Here is a 21347-nt window from a genome sequence, read left to right on the forward strand (position 1 = left end):
CGGGATTTTCACGATTAGCAGGATGACCATGATTAAAAATCCGGGTAATCCCTTCAATCCCGGTAATCCGGGTTCCGGGTTTTTGTCCTTAGATGAATCCCTATGCGGCATCAACACATCTGCCTCCCGCACCTCCCCCAAAAAATCTGAACCGGGATTTTCACGATTAGCAGGATGACCACGATTAAAAAAATCCGGGTAATCCCTTAATCCCGGTAATCCGGGTTCCAGGTTTTTGTCCTTAGATGAATCCCTATGCGGCATCAACTCATCTGCCTCCCTCACCTCCCCAAAAAAGCTTTGAACCGGGATTTTCACGATTAGCAGGATGACCATGATTAAAAATCCGGGTAATCCCTTCAATCCCGGTAATCCGGGTTCCGGGTTTTTGTCCTTAGATGAATCCCTATGCGGCATCAACACATTTTCCACCCGCACTTCCCCCAAAAAAACTTTGAACCGGGATTTTCATGATTAGCAGGATGACCACGATTAAAAAATCCGGGTAATCCCTTCAATCCCGGTAATCCGGGTTCCGGGTTTTGTCCTTAGATGAATCCCTATGCGGCATCAACACATCTGCCTCCCGGCAATCCCCCAAAAAACTTGAACCGGGATTTTCATGATTAGAAGGATGACCACGATTAAAAAATCCGGGTAATCCCTTTCATCCCGGTAATCCGGGTTCCGGGTATTTGTCCTTAGATGAATCCCTATGCGGCATCACACATCTGCCTCCCGCACCTCCCCCAAAAAACTTTGAACCGGGATTTTCACGATTAGCAGGATGACCGCGATTATAAATCAGGGTAATCCATTAATCCAGGCAATCCGGGTTCCGGGTTTTTGTCCTTAGATGAATCCCTATGCGGCATTAACTCATCTGCCTCCCGCACTTCCCCCAAAAACTTTGAACCATGATTTTCACGATTAGCAGGATGACCGCGATTAAAAAAATCCGGGTAATCCCTTAATCCCGGCAATCCAGGTTCCAGGTTTTTGTCTTTAGATGAATCCCTATGCGGCATTAACTCATCTGCCTCCCGCACCTCCCCCAAAAAACTTTGAACCGGGATTTTCATGATTTACAGGATGACCACGATTTAAAAAAATCCGGGTAATCCCTTCAATCCCGGTAATCCGGGTTCCGGGTATTTGTCTTTATTGGAGGTATCATAAAGAATAGATTTATTGTGAAAATAGTTTATTATTTACTTGTAATTCAATAAAAAAATGTTATAATGGGCATTATGAAGAAGGATAGAATTAACGATTAGGGCATTACTTATGGAAACTCATAAAATAGAAGCTCATAAAATTACTAGACCAATTCAGTTAATGGCTGTTTGGTTCATAGCGCTTTTGCTCATTGATACTACTTTTCTTACAGCCGCGGCAAAAATAAATAGCCCTACTTGGATAGCTTCAACTTTAGTGATTTCTGCCATTATTTTTGTGCCTTTATTTCTTACCGGTGTTTTTTTGATGCAGACTGTTTTCAGAAAAGAGCTCCAAGATGATCCGTTCTATTCAGAGTGGTTGAAGAGACAAGAAGAGACTTTCAAAAATTTTGTCCCAGAAAATGTTTCTGTTGCTGGTAAAATCAATGTAAATGTTTCAGAACCAATAAAAGTGACAACGGTAAGGGACATTCGCATTGGCGAAGACGATCTTGAGAAAAAAAGAAAAAAATCATATGAGGAAAAAAAGGGATTATTTCTTGTTCATAGTTGGCGACCTTCTATTACCCCGGGACAAGTAGCGGATATTGTGATTTGGCTTCAACAACATGGAGAAGGTCCGTTATCAAAAGGGATTATTGATAAAGTGGAGTATCAATTAGGACCAAAGTTTTTTAAGCACCCCATGATAAAAACAAACCAATGCGATTCTTTCAGGCTAGAAGTATCTGCTTATGGGCCGATGCTATGTTTAGCTCGTGTGTATATAGAAGGTGAAAAAGAACCTTTATTGCTTGAGCGTTACATAAACTTTTAGGTTGCCCCTATCAATGCGCTTCAACTACGGTTTAACATAGTGGCTTAGCTTGGTTATTTAAGGTGCACTATTATTAAAAAGAATAAAATATGGACATTGTTAATAATCCCTGGATAATTGGCATTGGTGGTGGAATATTAAGTGGGCTGGTTGTAACTATTATTTCACGTTCAGTCCTATCAAAAAGAGAAAATAAAGAATATATTCAAAAAGTATTTTCAGCAAATCGTGAAATTATTTATTCGATTAGACCTGGTATTTCTGAGAATATTGTGCCTACTCCAGAGATAATAGAATCATTAAGAAATTCAACAGCCAGAAAATACTTTGTTGATAAAAAAGATATTTATAGTATTAGAGAAATTGCTCAAGAGTTAATAAAAGAAGTAATGGATTCAAGTTTTATATCTGCAAAAACCAAAGAAGATTATTGCAATCGTTTGGCAGATTTGAATGAATTTGAAAATGAAAAAATAACAAAGAAAGAGAAATTAGAGCAGGACATCAAAACATCCTCTTCAATTTTAATTGAAAGTAGGGAACGGTCGGTTCAACTTGTAAGCATCATGTTCGGTATATTATCAGCGATGATGACTATCTTAATAGTGTTAACAACAACATATTTAAAAAATACCTCCACAAAATTATCTATATTTCAAGAAAAATCTTTTATAATTTTACCTACATTATTTTCAATAACGACCGTTTTAGCTTCAATGTTGTTTTTAAGTGAAATTCAGCGTAGAAAAAAGCGTAGAAAAAAAGGAGAAATCGAGATTATGCAAATTCAATCCGTTGAAAAGCAAAAAAAAGAAAACATAAAAAATGGTTCAAGTGACCCTTAGGGCTGTGTTTCAATTTAATTTTTTATACCTCATAAAAAGTTGTTCAAAGCATGAAAACACTAAATATCTCAAGCTTAACCAAGAAATAAAATCGTTTCTTTATAACCAGTTTGCGTAATCACTTACATCGCACCCTTATTGTACACATTAAAAATCATCAATTGACCAATATTATCATTTCCTACTGGGATGCAAATACAATGCACATAGTCATCAATTTGCCAGTATGTATCCGTGTCCTTTCGAGCTCGCAGTTCGTCATTCACTCGTGATCCCTTCCCTACCCCCCTCTGCCTAACCCCTCCAAAATATTTACCCACTTTAAACCGATTTTTTAGCATGCATATTACATCCCTCGGGCATAGTCGCCACACATGCTTCGGAGCAGAAGAATAAAGGAGCCGGGTTATGCAAGTATTACTTCTTCCTTCCACCCGTCTTTACTTCCGTGTCCTCGGCCCGTATACAACCTCCGGGTCGCCGATCTCATATGCGCCGAGGTCGGGGGCCTTCCCGGAATAGCCGTCGTTGATGTTGGGGAGCACACAGCCTGAATCGACTGCCTTCGAACCGGGAACAAGACGGAAATCGAAATCCTTTGGATCGTAGATCGTATTGGTTTTCTCCGGATCGGGACGGGTCACCTTCCTGAAGATATCGTAATCCACGATCACCCCGTGCTCCTCACGGCCTGTCACCCTGAAAAATTCGTCGAGCGTGGCGAACGAACCGCCGAGCGGCTCCTTCAGGTCGTAATCGAATCGTTTACCACCGGCCGGAGAACGCCACATGAACTGTACATCGGAATTGCGGTTCAGCCGGTAGCCGTCGTAGTCGAATGTCGTACTGCTCGTGTAGGTGCTCACATTCAGGATTGGTCGTTTGGGCGTATCGGTGCCGAGAAAAAGATTGTTGCGCAGGTGGGTGTTCTGGAACGGGGGCGATCCCGCCCACTCGGAGCAGAGGGTGTTGTGGTAGGTGAGCACGCCGATGGGATAGATATTATATTTGAACGCTCCTCCACGCGGCGCATGGTAGACAATGTTGCGGATGAAGTAACAGGGGCCACCGTAGATCGGCTGCGCGGACAGGGCGCCGGCCCCTACGTTGAATCCACGGTTTCTGAAAACGCGGATGTTGTGCGAGCCGCAGTCAGCTTCGATCAAATTGTCCGACATCATGTACAGATCGTTGTTGTAGAAATCGATGGAGCACACTTTCCAGTCCTCACGCTCCGTCGGACCCTGCTCCGTTATGTCGATGCCATCGTGGAAGTACGCGAGATAATTGTTACAGACCACATGACCGCTGCCGTTTACATCGACACCGATAAATGAGACAAGCGGAGCACGGAGGGATTCATCGGCCCATTTTTCCGTCCATCCCGGGAGGTTGATTTTCCTGCCGAGTATCACATTGTCGGCAATATAGAAATTACGACTGCCGCCGTACTGGGCGTTGATGCCGCAGCCTACATCCACCATGCGGCAATTGCGGACAACGAGCTCCTGGCATCCGTGGGCGAATTTGAGTCCGGCCATGATTGCCACATCACAATTCCTGATGGTGATACCCTCGATATGGGTGTAATCGGCATAAATGACATCGAACAAACGGTAAACACCGTCGCCGTCGAATATCGCCTCGCCGTCACCCGCACCGCGAATGACAATGGGTTTGTCGGGTGTGCCGCTTTTCGTGAGCGCGTATGTTCCGTGGAAATGCATCCACAGGGGTTCGTAGTACGTCAGGCGATCCGATTTGTAGACGCCGGCATGGATGAGGATGATGTCGCCGGGCCGGGCGCCATGTTCCCCGCCGGACCCCCAGAGACTCCGTCCGGGGCCGTAATAGGCATGCATAAGACCTGTGAATGACGGCTCCTCTTTCTGTCCCTTGTAATCGGGCGGATAGACATGGAGCACACGGCCTTCCTCTTGAACCTTCGGTTCCTGCCGTGTTTTCACCGTGACCGTACTCACCGCATCACCCCTGATCCCGTCGGGGTCCTTCATTTCGAACCGGCATTCGTATTCGGTTCCCGGAGTGAGCTCGAAGATGCTTCCCGCGAACATGTTCGGCGCGGTATAGTCCAGTGCGACCACCTCGTGAACGATGTGCTCGCCGCCGATGTGGAGAAGCGGGAGCGCGTTTTTCCATGCGGTATCGCCCTTTTTACGGAATGTCACATCCACCGTGGCGTTACGGTTATCGTCGCCGTTCACCTGCCATTCGAAACCGGCGCACAGCAGTGTCGGCGGTTCGACGATGAATTTTCCGGGGGTGACGGCGTCTTCGGAAAAAACCGGAGAGAGTGTACATGCCAATACGATGAAATTCACAATGAAAACGATACGTAATTGCCTCACCTGATGCCTCCTTACATCGGATTATCTGAAAATCAAAACCCGTCATTCACATGAACGTAACATGCCCGTATCAAACCCATCCCCCCCTTTTCATCCCTCCGAAACATTGACCCACCGGACGCCGATTTTCGGGCAGGCGTATTCCATCTCACGGGTGTAGTCGCCGCATGCCATCATCCAGTGAAAGCCGCGGTGATCACGGAGCAGCTTCTTCCAGTCTCCCCCGATTTCGATGTCGTACTGAGAACGGCAGATGTCGTAGAACGGGTTACCGGCGATCGTGCCCCTGAAACCGAGCCACTCCTTCTGGCCGGAGTCGGGGCAGATCATCGTAACATCAGTGCCGATCGGCAGCTCGACCTTCGGCGCGGCGCCGTAATCGGACTCGAAGTGCGTCACAATCTTCGCCGCGGCGTACCGTTTCCCGTCCATGCGCCGCGGGGCGGTGCAGTGCGCGCAGGTCACCATGCCGTTGTGCGGGAATGTGGGATCGTTCAGGAAAACCGGCCTGCCGGAGATGGCGTTCAGGAGAATCCCCGAAGGAATGACATTGAAATCGGACTCGCAGAATGTCGGGATTCCCTCGTCGTTGAGCAGGCTCAGGGTCAGGCAGGCGGTGGTCTCCGCCATGGGAATCACTGTGGACATGCAGTCCATGATGGTGAACGCATCGGCCTTGTTCGCGGCCAGGAGGTCCCTGAATATGCTGTGGAGGAGAAAGCAGTTGACCACAAACTGACGGTCGGTTTGGAGGGATGTTCCGGGCATGGAGAGGTAGGTGACGGCGTTCTTTTCCGCTCCGGAGACACGGTTCCTGTCCGCGCGGGCCGCCTTGATCCGCTCCCCTAATTCATCGTAGGAGACCGTGATGATGTTTATGCCGAATTTCTCACGGGAAACATCGGGCGATTTCGGACAGCACCAGCCCGAGCAACCGCCGAGCGCGACAATCCGTCTGCCGGTAAAGTTTTTGATGCCGTAGAGCGCCCTCAGACGGTACGCGAGCTCGCCGTAATCGTCCACGACGATATCGTTGTAATCCATGCCGGCGGGATTACGGTAGGTGTCGAGCTCGAAATTGTCGCCGCCCGTTCTCAGGAAGCGGTTGTGAATGATTTCGTACCAGAGGTACACGGGGCCCGAACGGTGACGGATAAAGATGAGATTGTTCCTCTTCTCCGATACGGAGCCCTCGATGACATTCGTCCACCCCGAAGCGGCGTAGATCACCGGGACATCGTAGGTGTCAGCCTCGCGAATACGGGCGGCTTCCTCGACAGTTCTGACCTTTACGACGGGTAGGATACGGACGGGGAACCCGGCGTTTTTCGCCAAGGAATCGAGCTCTCCGGTGATTCTCGCGACTTCACCGGTTATATCGGCCTCTGTCTGGAGACCTCCCCAGGGTCTCCATGATGTGGCGGGTTTCTTTTTGAAGAGGTCGTACACGAGAACCGGCTGGACACGCAGCTCCTCCCCCGTGACCGCAAGCGGCATGTCGGGATTCCACGATCCGGCCGCGGCCGGAGACTGCGGAGCCGCCGATGCCGTATACGCCGCATGTGCACCGGCAACACCGAGGGCTGACAGTCCCATGAACATTCGCCTGCTGATATTCATCGCATTGCATTCGCAGCACATACTGCCCCCCTGTGAGATAAAGGTGTAAATAAGATGTTTTCACTACCCTTAATGAACTTTCAGGGAATAATCAGAATAATGTTCATATACAGAACAAAACTGTTTTCATCTTTCAGTGCAAAAATTTTTAATATTTTAAGTTATTTATCTATTATTTTTAAAGTTACAAATGCCATAATTAATAGCATTTTTCTAAAAATAAATTGACAAATCTGCACATGTTTGTTATGTTTCTTTAAAGATCAGACATATACTAATTTAACAATCCTCATAATTGTGATACATGGGCATACCAAAGGATGAAAAAATGAGTTTTCACTTACAAGGGGAATACAATGGAATTAACTTTTAAAAGTCTTGTGATAAAGTCTGTACGTGTGGATATAAGCTGTCAAGGGTCGTCACAAAGCGCCGATTTACATGCCCTTGACAGCATCAAAACAATACATTTCATTATCGGGCTCGTGAAAACCATACTTTTTCACAGCCCTCTTAATACATTGATAAAATTTAATCTTATTGAAGAATTTGAAAAGAACTTTTTTAAAAAACTTGTTACTTCAGTATTTAATGATTTTGTAAGTACCATGCAGGATATTATCAGCACTGATCAATTCATCAGAGACTTGCCTTCATTCCTGGGATCATCCAATAACATTATCAGACAAGACTTTGTTTCAGCTATCGGTGCTACTCATGCAATCGAAGGCACAGTATTACACAGCTAAGAAATCATAGAGTCTTTAAAAAGCTGAATTAAAAATGATATATACTATTCAAATCCGTTAACATCCGTGTTCTAATTACTTTATATGTGAAAAGATCGGGATCCTCTCATATTTATCACAATGAGATGTTATGATATGAAAAAGAAATTATTCATGGGTGCATTCCTGCTTTGCCGTTTACTGATCGATATCACCATTGCATACGGTATACCGGTCACCGGTTGGGTATATCTTGAAAATAAACAGGATTACAGCGGTATTTCAGTGTATTTAAACATGGTTACTCCTTCTTCTACTGTGAAATACATCGCTACAACCGATTCGACAGGGATGTACTCGCTTGATGTGCAGTCCGGAATATATACGCTCGGTTTCAAGAAAACAGGGTACCGGGATTATACGTTTGAAAATCAAATATTAATAAGTGGTTATGCAGAATTGCCTGGAATTGTATTATTGCTGGCATATCCCAGGATTCTCAGTGTTCCCGCAGAATTCTCAAAGATTCAATCGGCAGTCAACATGGCTGTCAATGGAGATACGGTTCTTGTTTCACCGGGGAAATATGTCGGAAATGTCGATTTCAAAGGTAAATCCATAATTCTCGGCTCCCTGTTCTTTACAACCCGTGACACTACCTACATTTCACAGACCATAATTGACGCCGGCAGATGGGGAAGTGTCGTCGCGTTCAAATCCGGTGAAGATTCAACGTCGGTCATGGAAGGTTTTACCCTTACCAACGGTGCGTATTATAGTGATTACGGCGGAGGAGGAATATTATGTTTCAGTTCTTCTCCCCGCTTGTCGCATCTCATTATTACCGGAAACTGGACTGCCCAGATCCAAAAAGAAAAACAAATCTGCGGAGGGGGAATTTATGCTTATAACTCCCATATGACACTATCGGATATAGTTATTACAAACAATACGGGTTATAGCAATGGAGGCGGTATATACTGTTATGAATCCGATTTACGGTGTATAAACCTTACGGTGTCCAACAACAGCGCTAAAACATCAGGGGGCGGAATATACTGTGATAAAAAAAGCAACATGACAATTGAGAATTGTACGATAACCGGAAACGAGAGTTACTCTGGCGGGGGGATATTCAATTATTCAAAAATGACAATTAGTAATTCGATAATTGATGGTAATACCGCCAGCATGTTCGGTGGAGGCATATATACCGGAGGTTTATCTTCCGATTTTTTACATATTTCTAATGCCGTTATAACAAAAAACAAAACACTCAATGACAGAGTCGACAATGTAAATGATTACAGCGGAGGCGGGGGTATTTTTTTACGTGGTACTGTATTAACGTTGAAGAATGTGACAATCGTTGAAAATTATGCATGTATGAACGGTTGCGGAATCCATATTCGTGATTCGAATTCAAGGTTATATATGGAAAATTCCATCGTCGCTCATAACCGGGGGGATTATGGGATTTATGCAAAGGATGCATGTATCTATCAGATGCACTACTGTGATTTTTCCGGAAATGAAAAAGGTAACATCTTTAATAACTATTTCGAATCGGCTGAAGTCATTTCCCGGACCAACGCAAACGGTGATTCATGCGATCTGTACAACAATATATATCTCGATCCCATTTTTGACGACCACGCCGGGGGGGATTTTCATCTGAGTTCGTACAGCCCCCTCATCGGAGCGGGAACGGTGAATGATACACTGAAAACGGATATCGAGGGGAAACCGAGGGGAGAGCCGCCCGATATCGGGGCATACGAAAATCCTTCTTCTGCGCCCGATAAATCAGAGGTCATGGTTGACGGGAACGCGCTGCTTCATGAACAGGACAATCACGAGGATATTACGGTTTCTTTTATCAATGACGACACTTCTCATGAGTACGGAAATATTACAACCAATATGAACGGCGATTTTTCGGTCAGCCTGAAACCGGGTAGATATAATATTTATTTCAGAAAAGACGGCTACTATGATAACATATGCTTCGATGTCGAAATAAATGGATCTTTAAGACTTGAACCGGTTGTACTGTACCCCCACAGTAAATTGCTGACGGTTCCATCCCCGGCATTTCGGACCATTCGTGCAGCGCTCGACCAGGCATCCCCCGGTGATACCATTCTTGTAGCGGAAGGAACCTACCCCGAGAATATCGATTTCAACGGCAAATCTCTCGTTGTCGGCTCTCTTTTCCTGACAACGCAGGATACGACATATATCCGCAAGACTGTTATCAGCGGGGAATTCACGGGTGATGTGGTCAACTTTGTAAACGGGGAAGATTCAACCTCGGTATTGACCGGTTTCACACTCACGAGCGGAATTAACAATAGAAATGTAATCTGCTGTAACAACTCGAATCCCATAATCAACAATCTTATAATCACACGGAATGAATACGATTCTTATAAAGGGTATGGGATATATTGTAATAATGCAAGTCCTGACATTTCGAATGTTCTGGTCTGGGAAAATAATTCAAATGCGATGTATTTTGAAAATCATTCGAATCCGACAGTGCACCATGTTACTTTGCATGAGGCAGAACATCCCTGGAGTCCTATGGGGAACAGTTATGAATTTCACGGGATTGTCTGCATGAACCAATCCAGTCCCCTGTTGACAGATATATTCTTTGATCATACAGCTGCAAGTAGTATTCAATGTATTGATCATTCTAATCCGACGATAAACCGTGTGTCAGTCATACGATGTTCTAGTTCGGGAATCTACTGTAAAGATTCAAGCCCTGTGGTAAACGACGTAACGATCATACGATGTTATTATGCGGGAATCTATTGTAACGATTCAAGCCCTGTGGTTGACGATGTAACGATACAAGATATATATGGGTACGAAGATGGTGCAGGTACAGGATTTTATTGTACCGGGAGTGAATCACACCCATACCTCAATAATGTTAGAATAAGTGATTGTGAATCAACAGGTATACTATGTGATGAATTATCCGAGCCGGTGATAAACAATGTATTGATCACTCATGCAGGTAGTTCCAGTGAAAAACATTCGACAGGTATTTCAATCGTGGGATCATCTCGTCCTGTGATAAGAAATGTTACGATCACCGATATGAAACAGTCATTATCAGATTCTTATGGAATTCGCTGCAGTGAAGATTGTATTCCCGATATTGCAAATGTCATTGTAACCGGTTCAGATTATGGTGTTTATAATGATGGTGGGAATCCACAGATATCATATTCGTCCTTCAGTGATATGAATGAGGATATATTTTACGGTCTGCCTGAGTCTTACGGAGTTCTGACCGTTGTAAATGCAAACGGCGATTCATGCGATTGTTTCTATAACATCTTTGGCGATCCCCATTTTACCGATGATTACCGGCTCCGCAATACGAGTCCCTGTATCGGCGCGGGAACGTCTCAAAACGCCCCTCCATACGATATCACCGGAGCTCTGCGAGGAACACCTCCCGATATGGGGGCATATGAGAATCCTGCTTTAAAACCTGTAATGGATTCGTTTATGGTAAGAGGATATGCGTATCTCAATGGGATGTTGTCGCACAGCGGCATTACCGTTTCATTCGTCAATGCTGATACATCGAAAGAGGCTGGCAGAACAACAACCAGTGAAAACGGCGAATATTCCATTTTTCTGAAATCCGGAACGTATACGATTAAATTCAGGCATCAGAATTTCTATGGTCAAGTTCTTTACGATATAAAAGTATATAACGATATCACGGCCGAATCCGTGACGCTTTTAACCTGTATAATGGTGCCATCGGCAGAATACAAGACGATCCAGTCGGCAATCGATAATGTATTTCCCGGGGACACCGTCCTTGTCAAGGAAGGTATATATCCCGAAGAGATCGATTTCAAGGGCAAGAGTATCGTTGTCGGTTCGCTGTTTATGACAACACAGGACACGACATACATCGGCAGGACAATCATCAGTGGCGGTGATTATGTTAGAACTGTGATTGCGGTCAGCGGAGAAGACTCGACATCGGTATTGAACGGTTTTACGCTCAGAAATGATCATGGATTACGAAATATAATTTATTGTAAGAATTCGAGTCCCCTTCTCGAAAACCTCACCATTAGAAGTAAAGATGAAGATTCATATTATGGTCTCGGTTTATTTTGTTATAATGCCAGTCCGATTGTTATGAACTTGAATAACGTTGCAGGGTACGTGATTAATGCTTTTCAGATAGACGAACACTCCAATCCGCGAATTACAAACTCCATAATCAAAAGCGGCGGCATAGAAATAACCAACGGTTCATGCCCGGTAATATCCGATGTTATCATCCACGCATCCTCTTCTTATGGCATCAGATGTGTCAATTCTAATCCCGTATTCAACCGGGTATCGATTTTATCATACAATGAGGTCGGAGTGTACAGTTTTTATTCCGATATCGTCGCGAACGATATGGTAATAATTGCGAATCATGGAAACAGAGAAAAAGAAACCATCGGTATATACTGTTCCGGATCGTCGTGTCATCCAAAATTCAACAATATCGCCATACGGTACAATAATTCATATAATGCAATGGGAATCTGTTCAAGCGGTTTTACCGGAATTAAATGTCTTTTTGCCAGCGATCCGGTGTTTTCAAATGTTGTGATATCTCATTTCGGCGGTGAAAATGTAGTTCAGGGTATGGAAATAAAATATGCGGAACCGATAATAAGGAATGTTACCATTGCCGATGTTGTCAAGCCCGGAACGGATTGTTACGGAATACGTATCAGCGGAGTATGTGTACCCGACATTGCAAATGTGATTATAACCGGCACCGATTACGGCATCTATAACGAAGGAGGAAGTCCGGCGGTATCGAATTCGGCATTCTGGGACATCAAAAAGGAAGTCTTTTACGGAATGCCCTCAGCCGCCGGTATTGTATCGGGTGTCAACGCTAACGGCGATTCGTGCGATATTTCCGGTAATATTCTGAAAGACCCGCTTCTCTTCGATGACTTCCGTCTTCCGGATTCCAGTCCCTGTATCGGTGCCGGGACACCTGAAAAAACCCCGTTATTCGATATTACCGGAGCTCCGAGAGGAACACTTCCCGATATGGGGGCGTACGAGAATCCTCTCGAACGGCCTTCCTACTGGACGGGAATAAACGCGGAAGATGATCTGCCGGAAACACTGTATCTGTATCCCTGTTCGCCGAATCCGTTCAATCTGTCCACCACGATTACCTTTGCGCTTCCTGCTGACGGGTACGTTCATTTGACGATATTCAATATCGAAGGCCAGAACGTCCGTGAGCTTGTCGCGGACAGGTTACAGGCGGGAAAGCACCATGTCATATGGGATGGGAAGGATGATCGGGGCGCGGTCGTTTCGTCGGGAATATATTTTCCGCACCTGGCGATGGACAGCAAGGTGACAGCCGGTAAAATGCTGCTGATAAAATAATCCGGTTATTCTTCCGGCTCATAATCACTCATGGCTTCGTTTTTTTCTTCACACACAAATTTACTATTTCCCTCTATTTCTCACCGAAATAATCTGTAATCCATCTGTTATAAGTGAAATACAGACCTCAGAAATGAATATCCCGTTTCTGCTGACAATTCTTGTGCTCACAGCCTTTTTATATAAGAACTTATCCGCGAAAATCCGTGTTCTATTTATATATGTGCGTAGATCGGACTAACATGCTCCATGTTTACGCCATTCCTTCTTTTTTTGCCTCATCAGCGTTTTTTCCGCGCTTCAGTTCAAAACCGCGAACGACCACATACGCCACGAGCGCGAACAGGAAAAACACAAGCAGCATCCATGCAATGCTCTGGAGGGTGCTGATTATCGTCCTGTACACCTCGAGAACCCAGCGGTCGGTGGTCAAAAGGAGCGGAATCTCGTCCTTCGTACGCGGGGTGATGTACTTTTCAAGGTCCCAGATACGGACGCCGCCGGAAATCCCGACCACATAGAGGGCGAACAGGATATACCGCTTCCAGGCCGAGCCGAGTTCCTCGGAAACGATACGGTTGAGTATCTTGCTGACCGTTTTGTTGAACACCGAAGCCACGATGAACGAGGTTATCACCGCGATGGCGAAGGTAACGAACAGGAGCGTTATGAACATGACCGAACCTCCCGGATAACGAATTGAAACACAATGGAATTCTTTTGATTTTTTCTATGGCATCAAAACGCCAGCCATCAGTCAAAAGTCCCTCGCCAGCACAACTGCGGTGGTTTTTCACTCTATCTCTATCTCGTTGTTCTCCCTGAACATATCATCGATTTTCATGCGGGGATCGACCACGAGACGGAGCCTGCCCTTTTCGGGGAGACGGTCGAATTCCACCCAGACCGATTTTTCGGCGAAATCGACGGGGGCATCGATCTCGGGGACTTTTTCCTCGGCGATTTTCCTGCCGCTCATGTCGTACACACGCACCGTGGTCTTTTTCGACCGTGCAGCTCCGAGATTGGAGACGCGCACCCTGAGACCGGTTCCGGAGCGCTCGCAGTCGTATGCCGCAAGGGCGAGATCGGGAAGCGGCCCCGGATTTCTGTCAGCATTGACCTGACGCACGGTCAGGAGCACGGGGGTTTTCGAGGGGACAAAGAAGCTGACCTTTTCGAACCGTGCGATCTCCTGATCGGTCATGGAGAGCACCGTACCCGCAGCGCCGTTCTCATCCTTCGAAAGCTTGATTTCATAGGAGCCGGGGTTCAGTCTGAAGAAACGGGCTGTGACCTTTCTCGGCAGCGGATCGAAGGAAAACATGCGGCATTCGAGTTTTGTGCTGTCGGCGCAGGTCACCCACCGCGCGAGGTCCTCACCGCCGCCCTCGGGCCAGGCAACCGATACGGTCGTATCGGCGGCGCCTCCGAGTATCATCCGCGTGATGCAATGCTCATTGTACATGCTCTGGGCGTCGGTATGAATGCGCGCCTCGGTGAAACGGTGGAAGAGGATATCGTCGCAGTACGATGCAAGACGGGAGAGCTGCTCGTCCAGATTTTTCTCATCCCTGTCCTCGAAGGCAGCGGCAGGAATGTTGACGCCCCAGTACCATTCGAGAATGTTCTTGTCGAAAAGGAACGGTTTCCCGTCGCTCCAGTTGAACGGGGTCGGTTTGTCCCAGTGCCATGCCGTTCCGAGCGAACGCCTGATTATCGCGGGGTCGCCGAGCCTGAAGATGACGGCACGGTAGCGTTCGCGGACAAAATCGCCGTTGTGCAGGTTGTCGATGGGCTGTATCTGGCAGAATCCGTCGCCATAGATATTCGTTCTGTCGAGCCCTTCGTACACCTTGAGAAAGATATCGAGCGCACGGCTGCATCCATCGAGCGGAACATCCGAGTGTCCCCGCAGAATGAGGGTGTCGTCGTTCCACCCGCCGCCGATCTGACCATCGGGATTCTGGTTCGCCGCAAGCCAGTCGACTATGCGGTACCGGAAGTTCTGGATGATGTGCTGGAGATACGCCCACCGCGGGACGCCCTCCGGCATAGCAATATCCCGAATGGGAAAGTTCTTCTCCGGGTCGACGAAGCTCCCCCAGTTGTACTTCGGCTTCGCCCACTCGACATAGTATTCCGCGAGCCGCGACCAGGGCAGGACACGCTGCACCGCCAATGCGGGCATGATCGAATCGAACTGACCGCCGAGCGTGTGCGGATTATCGATATCGGGCCAGATATTCTCGAATATCCAGGGTTGGTGATGGTAACCCTTGGTATACTCCGCCATGACCGGCATGAGCGCCTTCGCCTCGTAAGCCGCGATCGATTCGCGGTACGGCGCCGGTTTGAGGATTATACGGGCGGTTTCCGGGCCTCCGATACGTATCTGCGCGCTGTTGAGCGTCGCGATATCGATCCAGACTGCATCGCCGGGCGCAAGAAAGAGGGGCGGAGAATCGAGCATGAGCCGGAGCCTGCCGCCGTTTCCGCCGAATCCCCTGAGCCTCATCTCGGCATGGGTCCAGATACGGTGCGGGAGTCCGGGGTCGTGGAGCCGCACGAGGATGACATCGTCAGCCGTCACCGTTTTGAGCGCCATGTCGAGCACGATCCGGCCGACCTGCTTTTCCCCCGTCACCGGAGCGGTTATGAAATGAACGCGCCTGAGGGAGCCGGTGGATATCCACTCGTCCCTGCCGTCCTGCGGGGTTTCATACCCGTACAGCGTTGTCCGCTCGGACAGCGGGTTGAGGGTCTGCATGGCGAATTCATACCGGGTCCCGAGTTCTCCTCCCGTACGAAGATAACAGACCGTTTCACCGGGAACCGGGCGATTCTCCTCCTCGGTCACATCGAAGAGACCCACCTCGTGCACCCTCGTTTCGCCGGAGAGGGGGAGACGGACATTCCCCGTGAACTCACCGGGAGCGCCATAACTCTTGAGGAACGGCAGCGTAAGGCGGGGATGCGGCTCACGGTTAACCTGCGCGCCGAAAAAGAACCGGCCGTCCTGAGGAATCCCGGCAAACGGCTTCCCCGTGTAATGGTCGTTCTCTTTGACCGCACCGGTAAGCACATCGGTTATGCCGGTGAGGTTTCCCTCGATGGTGATGTAATTGTACGGTACCCCGGCGGGTGCATCGATGTCGAGCTTCTCCGCCTGAAAATCGGCGTCGCCCGGAATGATGGTGAATACGGAGACCGGGTGCGGCCATGCAAGCTCATACCGTCCGTCCTGGCAGAACCGTCCCGGAATGTGGCCATCGCCCATGAACTCCGGCGTTACCTCTCTGAACGAGAGCACACGGGTCTCGTCCATCGGGGTGATGACCGGCAGAGACAGGTTGTCGGTCAGACCGAACGCTTTTGCCAGACGGTCGCGCTCCCCGGCGGTTCTGTCGCTGATAACCGAAACGGACTGCGGGACGGTGTTCGTGGCCATGAGTGATTTGATTTCTTCAGCCGTCAGAGGGGTCGAGAAGATATAGAGCTCGTCATAAACCACATTCGGCATGGGGAGATGAAGCAGGCCCGGAAGAGGTGTCATCCACCAGGAATCCGTACCCCACGACGAGGCGACCGATACCCCGTTGACAAAGAGCTCGATCCCCTGCGCCTTGTCCCAGTTCAGCACGATGTGGTTCCACTCGTTCCTGTCGAGGTCGACTTTCGACTGTATTGTGTGCCGGACATACCGTGAATCGGTGAGATATGCGCCGAGCCGGTCGTACTCGTCGACCGTGACAGCGATAAGGAACCGCTCTTTCCGTCCCCACGCCATGGCGGACTGGTTGAACAGCTCGCCCTCGGTCACCCTGCCCTTGACCCAGAAGGCAACCGCTCCGCTCGATGGATTGAGCTTACCGGCTCCCCAGAGGAACGGCTCATTGTAACCGACCCAGACATCACGGCGGTGACGGGTGTTGAAAACAACCGCAGTGACTGTATCGAGATCGATTCCGGTCATTTCATCCTGGGTGGTGACACTCGGAATTTTGTTCATGACGAGGCCTTTGCCGAACCTGCCTTCGACAAGCTCGAGCCCTCGGTCTTCGATGGTCTTGAATCCAGACCGCGCCACGAAATCCTCGTCGAGGAACTGGAAATCCTCGAACGCAAGATGATAATTGACCGCATCCGATTCCGTCCGTGCATATAAGCTGCCAGTCGAAAAAATGGCAATTCCGATAATGGCGCAGATACACAATCGTCTCATAGAATGCTCCGTTGCATAGTAAGAGGGCAGTGAACAAGTATCTTTTTCACGCACCCGAAGGCGAAATACCGGTATCGTATTTATGGTTTATGATCTGTAGTCTTTGGTTTTTATAGTATGTTTATGCCTGTCCTTTTGCTTTTTTCCCCTTGTGCCTTATGCCTTATGCCTTATGCCTTGTGCCTGTCTTTTAAACTTCAAGGCACTGTAACCGTATTGTTGCGTCTCGTTATCTCACCGAGCCTGCTTTCGGGGTCCACGACGATCCTGTACCCGGAGAGCCGGGTACCCGCGGGAGCGGTCAGATTGACTTCAGCCGTCTTGGGCTCGTAATCGAGAGGAGCCTTGAGAGCCGGAATTGCCGCTGTCGCCGCTGTTTTCCCCTCGCGATCGACAAGAGCGATTGTACCTCCCGGCGCATCGACCGAGCCGAGACTGTGTACCCGGACAGTCACCGACGAACCGCGGACGGTTATATCGTCCCTGCCTATGCCGAGGTCGGGACGGCTCCAGTAGGATTTCCCCTTTTTTGTGAGCCTGAGCTGGAGAATCGTGGTCGCCCGGGCGGGAAATGTGAAATCGAGTTCTTCTGTCCGCTCGAAGGAGACCGAGCGTTTTCCGGTCATGGTTTCCGGTTTGTCGTCATTGTTGACGTCAATCCCTTCGACGATTTCCCAGGTACCGGAATCGACGAACCATCCGGTCATAACCGCGCTGACCGGCACGTTTTCGAGATTATAGACTATGACGGTCATCCTGTCCGGCGCTGCATCGGGAATAAGGATGGCGACACTTTCGTCGGTAGCGGGTTCCTTGAATTTCCAGCTTACGGCGTGGCCGGGATAGAGCTGGTTGCGCCAGAGGGCAACACCGCCGAGCCGCGCCCGCTGGAGCTCGCGTGATTCGCAGTTCACGCGGTCGCTCCACCAGTGACCCTCGGTGTTCATATACATCTGCTGAGTCTTGACCTGAATCTGGTCGGCATAGTATTCCTCGAGATACTGCTTGTTCCCGGTTATCTGCCATGCCACATGGCGGTAGAGATCGCTGTTCGATTGCGGTGTCACCCGCGCGGCCATATCGGCGCCCCATGTCTTGCGTCCACCGAGGACATCTATGAAATTACAGTTGAGCTGGGTGATGGCGCCCACATTCCCCCGTACCGCGCCGTCCGTGACCGGTACGAGGTATTTCCTGTCCCCCGTCCAGTCATACGCCGCCCAGAGGAGGTATACGGCCGTTCCCATGGACCTGCCCCAGTCCTTGCCGTCCGGGTAGAAAATCTCCTGGGGGAGATAGTAGTTGCCGTTCTCGTCACGTTTCCCGTGGGCAAGAAGACCGTCCGCAAGCTCGAGCAGGAGTTTCTTTGCCGCGGGATGGCCATTGAACTCCACAAGCGACAGGCCCGGATGGAAAATGAGGTATGAATAGCCTGTCTTCGATTTTGCCCAGACGCCTTCCGAAAATATCTTCGAGCCGCCATAGAAGGCCGATTTGACCTGACGTTCCCCGAGGCTGTTGATGCCGGTGATGCGGTCGTATTCCTTCGCCGTTTTCATGAGCCGCTCGACCACCTTCGGATCGCCGTAGTCAAGGAGCATGGTCTGGGGAAGAACATTGATTCCCTCTTCGTAGACATGGAGCTCATCGGTTATAATGCGGTTGAGACCACCATCGAACATGTTTTCGAGGTAAAACGCTTCCATCTCGCGGAGAACGGAATCGGTGATTTTATCCGGCTCGATGCCCATGAGCGCGGGGCCGGGCCACTGGTTGGTCATGTCGCCGTCATCGGACAGCCCGCCGCCGAATTCACCGTTTTCGATCTGACGGTTGTCGATCCACCAATTAAGGTAGTGCTTGAGAAGCTTCATGTTTTCAACCTGGCGGAACGCCCAGAGGGGAATTCCCGCCGGGGCTTTCGGCTGCTCGAACGGCGGCCAGCCCTGTTCCTGATTCTTGATGCTCCAGTAGTACCGCCCCTGCTCGTGGTCGGGATTGACCCTGAGCAGATCGGTAATGTCCTCGCTGTACCGTTCATACATTCTGAGCTTCTTGATATTTGGATGCTCCTCGACCATATTGGAAAGGTTGTCTTTCACCTGAGTGAATCGGTCGGTTTCATGCTCGCAGGCGGCTTCCTTTCGGTCTTTGAAAACGAGCCGGAGACGAGCGCCTTCGAGGGCGGCGGGACCGAATTCGCCGCTCGCGCACGCCACGGTCAGGCAGAGGCTGTACCCGTTGGGCAGGATACGGTCGCGGGTATCCATCCAGATTGTCCGTGCCTCGCCGGGCTTCACCGAGAAGGTGAAATCGAAGAGACACCGGTCGGGCCAGAGAGGATCCCTGACCTGGATGTTGAGCGGGATGTATCCGCCGTGCGTCGGAGTTATCCTGAGCGCGGGGATGTCGAGCGCGATACCGTCGAGTCCGCCGTCAATGTTTTCCCATGTGTACGAATACCGCGTATATTCGCCGCCGAGCCTTCCGGCCCTGAACTCGAAGGGAACGAGCACATGCACAACCGGCATGGGATGCCCGACCGCCGTCTTCTTCGGTGTGCGCGGTGCTCCTCCGGGTAAGGCGACCATCATGGCGCGCTCATCCGCCATGAACCGCCCGTTGATGTAGCCGACCAGACGGTCGAGCGAGGGGTTGTCGGTCCCGGCATTCCCCGTGAGGGTATAGGTGAGGATCGCCCTGCCTTCGGGAACCTGCCCCGGAGCGACATCATACGCCATGAATTCACCGATGGGTGTTTCCTGTTTGTCGTTGTCGAAACGAACCTTACCGCCGTGAACGGGTTTCGCGAAGCGGTGGAAGGTGCGCTCCTGTCCGGCGGGACGGCTGAACAATTTCGTTTCCCTGTCCTTTTCGCTCTCTTTGTCAAACGCGAGGAGTGACGCCTGCCCGAAGGCGGCGCCGGCAATCTCGATGTGGTTCCAGTCCTCGTCGGGCATGGTGAATGTGACCGATTTACCCGAGAGCGAGTAGCAGTTCCAGTCGGGGAGCTGGAAATAATCGTTACGGCCGGGGATCCTCGAACGGTTGTAGACATAGGGCCAGGTGGTTTCGCGGATACCGTCCGTACCTTTCCACATCCACTGCTTGATGTCATAGACATCGTGGATTTCCACCTTGCGGACAGAGGTCACCGGCGTTTCGAGGTACGGCGGGATGTCTCCGGGACGGTTCCAGCCGTAGCGGAGCCACCATTCGCTGCGGTACACCGTGTTTTCAAGGTCACGGACTACCAGACCGGCGCCGATTGCTGCCGGCGAATCGCCCTTTGCCAGACGGGCGATGGAGTCATCCGGAAGCATGCTGTTAAAGATACAGAGTTCATCGATATCGCCGCCGCGCTCGTAGTTGTAGAGGCTCTGCACCTGGTAGGGGCTGATGATGCGCGAGTGCGGGCCGAACTGGTCGAGACCGGCGTAAAAGACTGCTGTCGTGTCCTTGCGGGCAACCGGTCTGCCGTCCACGTACAGGCGTACCCCCTGCGTTTCATCCCAGGAAAAAGCGATGTGAATCCACTGGTCGGGTTTCGGCCGCTCGGGAACCGTATAGGTGACCCGCGGGCGGGCGAGGTTGGCATCGGTGACGAAAGCATCGAAACCGCTCCCGTTCCAGTCGATGCGGAGCCAGACAAGGTCCCAGCTCGAGTGATCCGAGTATCCGACTCTGAACACAGGGAACGGCGCATCGCCAACCGGTTCGCGCGACCGCCAGAAAAAGGCGAGCGTTCCCCGTTCGGCGAAAATGTTTCCCGGAGCATCATAGGCAAGAAGCTGCGAATTTCCGCACTGGAATCCCGCTCCACGGGCGCCGCCGGGGATAATCTTTATATTGTACATAAAGGTCGGTTCAGGGTCTCCGCCCGCATAATCGGCGGTAAACTCATGGTCGCCGGACAGGTAAAAGAGCAGTCCCGGAACGGCAGTATTCGCCGCGACGGCCGGTGAAACGGCAAAAACGGTAAAAACAAACAGCATGACAAAATTTCTGATACACATCACGAGCTTCTCCTGTTAAAATATGCTGTGTAGTTTATTATTGCTCCGGCGAATAAAGAATGATACCGGAAGTAAAAAAAACATGGATT

Annotated in this window: 11 protein-coding genes; 4 read left to right on the top strand and 7 right to left on the bottom strand. The window is 49.6% G+C overall.

The annotated features are described in order from the left end of the window. Together LLG96_19600 and LLG96_19605 are read right to left on the bottom strand one after the other, a co-directional pair. On the bottom strand, positions 1–432 hold a 432-nt coding region (locus LLG96_19600; GenBank protein ID MCE5252412.1), incomplete at its 3' end, for a hypothetical protein. Positions 433–797: 365 nt separating this feature from the next. Beyond that, positions 798–1082, bottom strand: a complete 285-nt coding sequence (locus tag LLG96_19605) for a hypothetical protein (GenBank protein MCE5252413.1) — start codon at positions 1080–1082, stop codon at positions 798–800. Positions 1083–1287: 205 nt separating this feature from the next. Between LLG96_19605 and LLG96_19610 the strand changes: the two genes are divergently transcribed. Together LLG96_19610 and LLG96_19615 are read left to right on the top strand one after the other, a co-directional pair. After that, positions 1288–1998: a hypothetical protein gene (locus LLG96_19610; protein MCE5252414.1), complete on the top strand. Its 711-nt coding sequence runs from the start codon at positions 1288–1290 to the stop codon at positions 1996–1998. Between the two features lie 89 nt (positions 1999–2087). Next, entirely contained in the window at positions 2088–2843 is a 756-nt protein-coding gene (locus LLG96_19615; GenBank protein MCE5252415.1) for a hypothetical protein, read from the top strand. A gap of 440 nt (positions 2844–3283) precedes the next feature. Here the strand turns inward: LLG96_19615 and LLG96_19620 are convergent, their stop codons facing one another. Next, a complete protein-coding gene (locus LLG96_19620) occupies positions 3284–5212 on the bottom strand; it encodes a hypothetical protein (protein MCE5252416.1) in 1929 nt (642 codons plus the stop codon). A 90-nt stretch (positions 5213–5302) separates the two neighbouring features. Next, positions 5303–6853, bottom strand: coding sequence for a sugar isomerase (locus LLG96_19625; protein MCE5252417.1), 1551 nt, complete (start codon positions 6851–6853; stop codon positions 5303–5305). Positions 6854–7188: 335 nt separating this feature from the next. On the opposite strand from LLG96_19625, the gene LLG96_19630 reads away from it, so the two are divergent. Further along, positions 7189–7581 carry a hypothetical protein gene (locus LLG96_19630; protein MCE5252418.1) on the top strand — a complete coding sequence of 131 codons (393 nt, stop codon included), beginning with the start codon at positions 7189–7191 and terminating at the stop codon, positions 7579–7581. A gap of 135 nt (positions 7582–7716) precedes the next feature. Next, positions 7717–13017: a right-handed parallel beta-helix repeat-containing protein gene (locus LLG96_19635; GenBank protein ID MCE5252419.1), complete on the top strand. Its 5301-nt coding sequence runs from the start codon at positions 7717–7719 to the stop codon at positions 13015–13017. A 253-nt stretch (positions 13018–13270) separates the two neighbouring features. Here LLG96_19635 and LLG96_19640 read toward each other — a convergent pair whose 3' ends face one another. The 3 genes from LLG96_19640 to LLG96_19650 all read right to left on the bottom strand — a co-directional run bounded on the left by LLG96_19640 (position 13271) and on the right by LLG96_19650 (position 21258). Further along, on the bottom strand, positions 13271–13693 hold the full coding sequence (locus LLG96_19640) for a hypothetical protein (protein ID MCE5252420.1): 423 nt from the start codon (positions 13691–13693) through the stop codon (positions 13271–13273). A 117-nt stretch (positions 13694–13810) separates the two neighbouring features. Continuing rightward, the gene (locus tag LLG96_19645; GenBank protein MCE5252421.1) at positions 13811–17242 is read right to left on the bottom strand and encodes a LamG domain-containing protein; all 3432 of its coding nucleotides are present in this window, start codon (positions 17240–17242) and stop codon (positions 13811–13813) included. A 197-nt stretch (positions 17243–17439) separates the two neighbouring features. Further along, a complete protein-coding gene (locus LLG96_19650; GenBank protein ID MCE5252422.1) occupies positions 17440–21258 on the bottom strand; it encodes a hypothetical protein in 3819 nt (1272 codons plus the stop codon). Between the last annotated feature and the right edge of the window lie 89 nt (positions 21259–21347).

The sequence above is a fragment of the bacterium genome (assembly GCA_021372535.1).
Lineage (GTDB): Bacteria > Latescibacterota > Latescibacteria > Latescibacterales > Latescibacteraceae > JAFGMP01.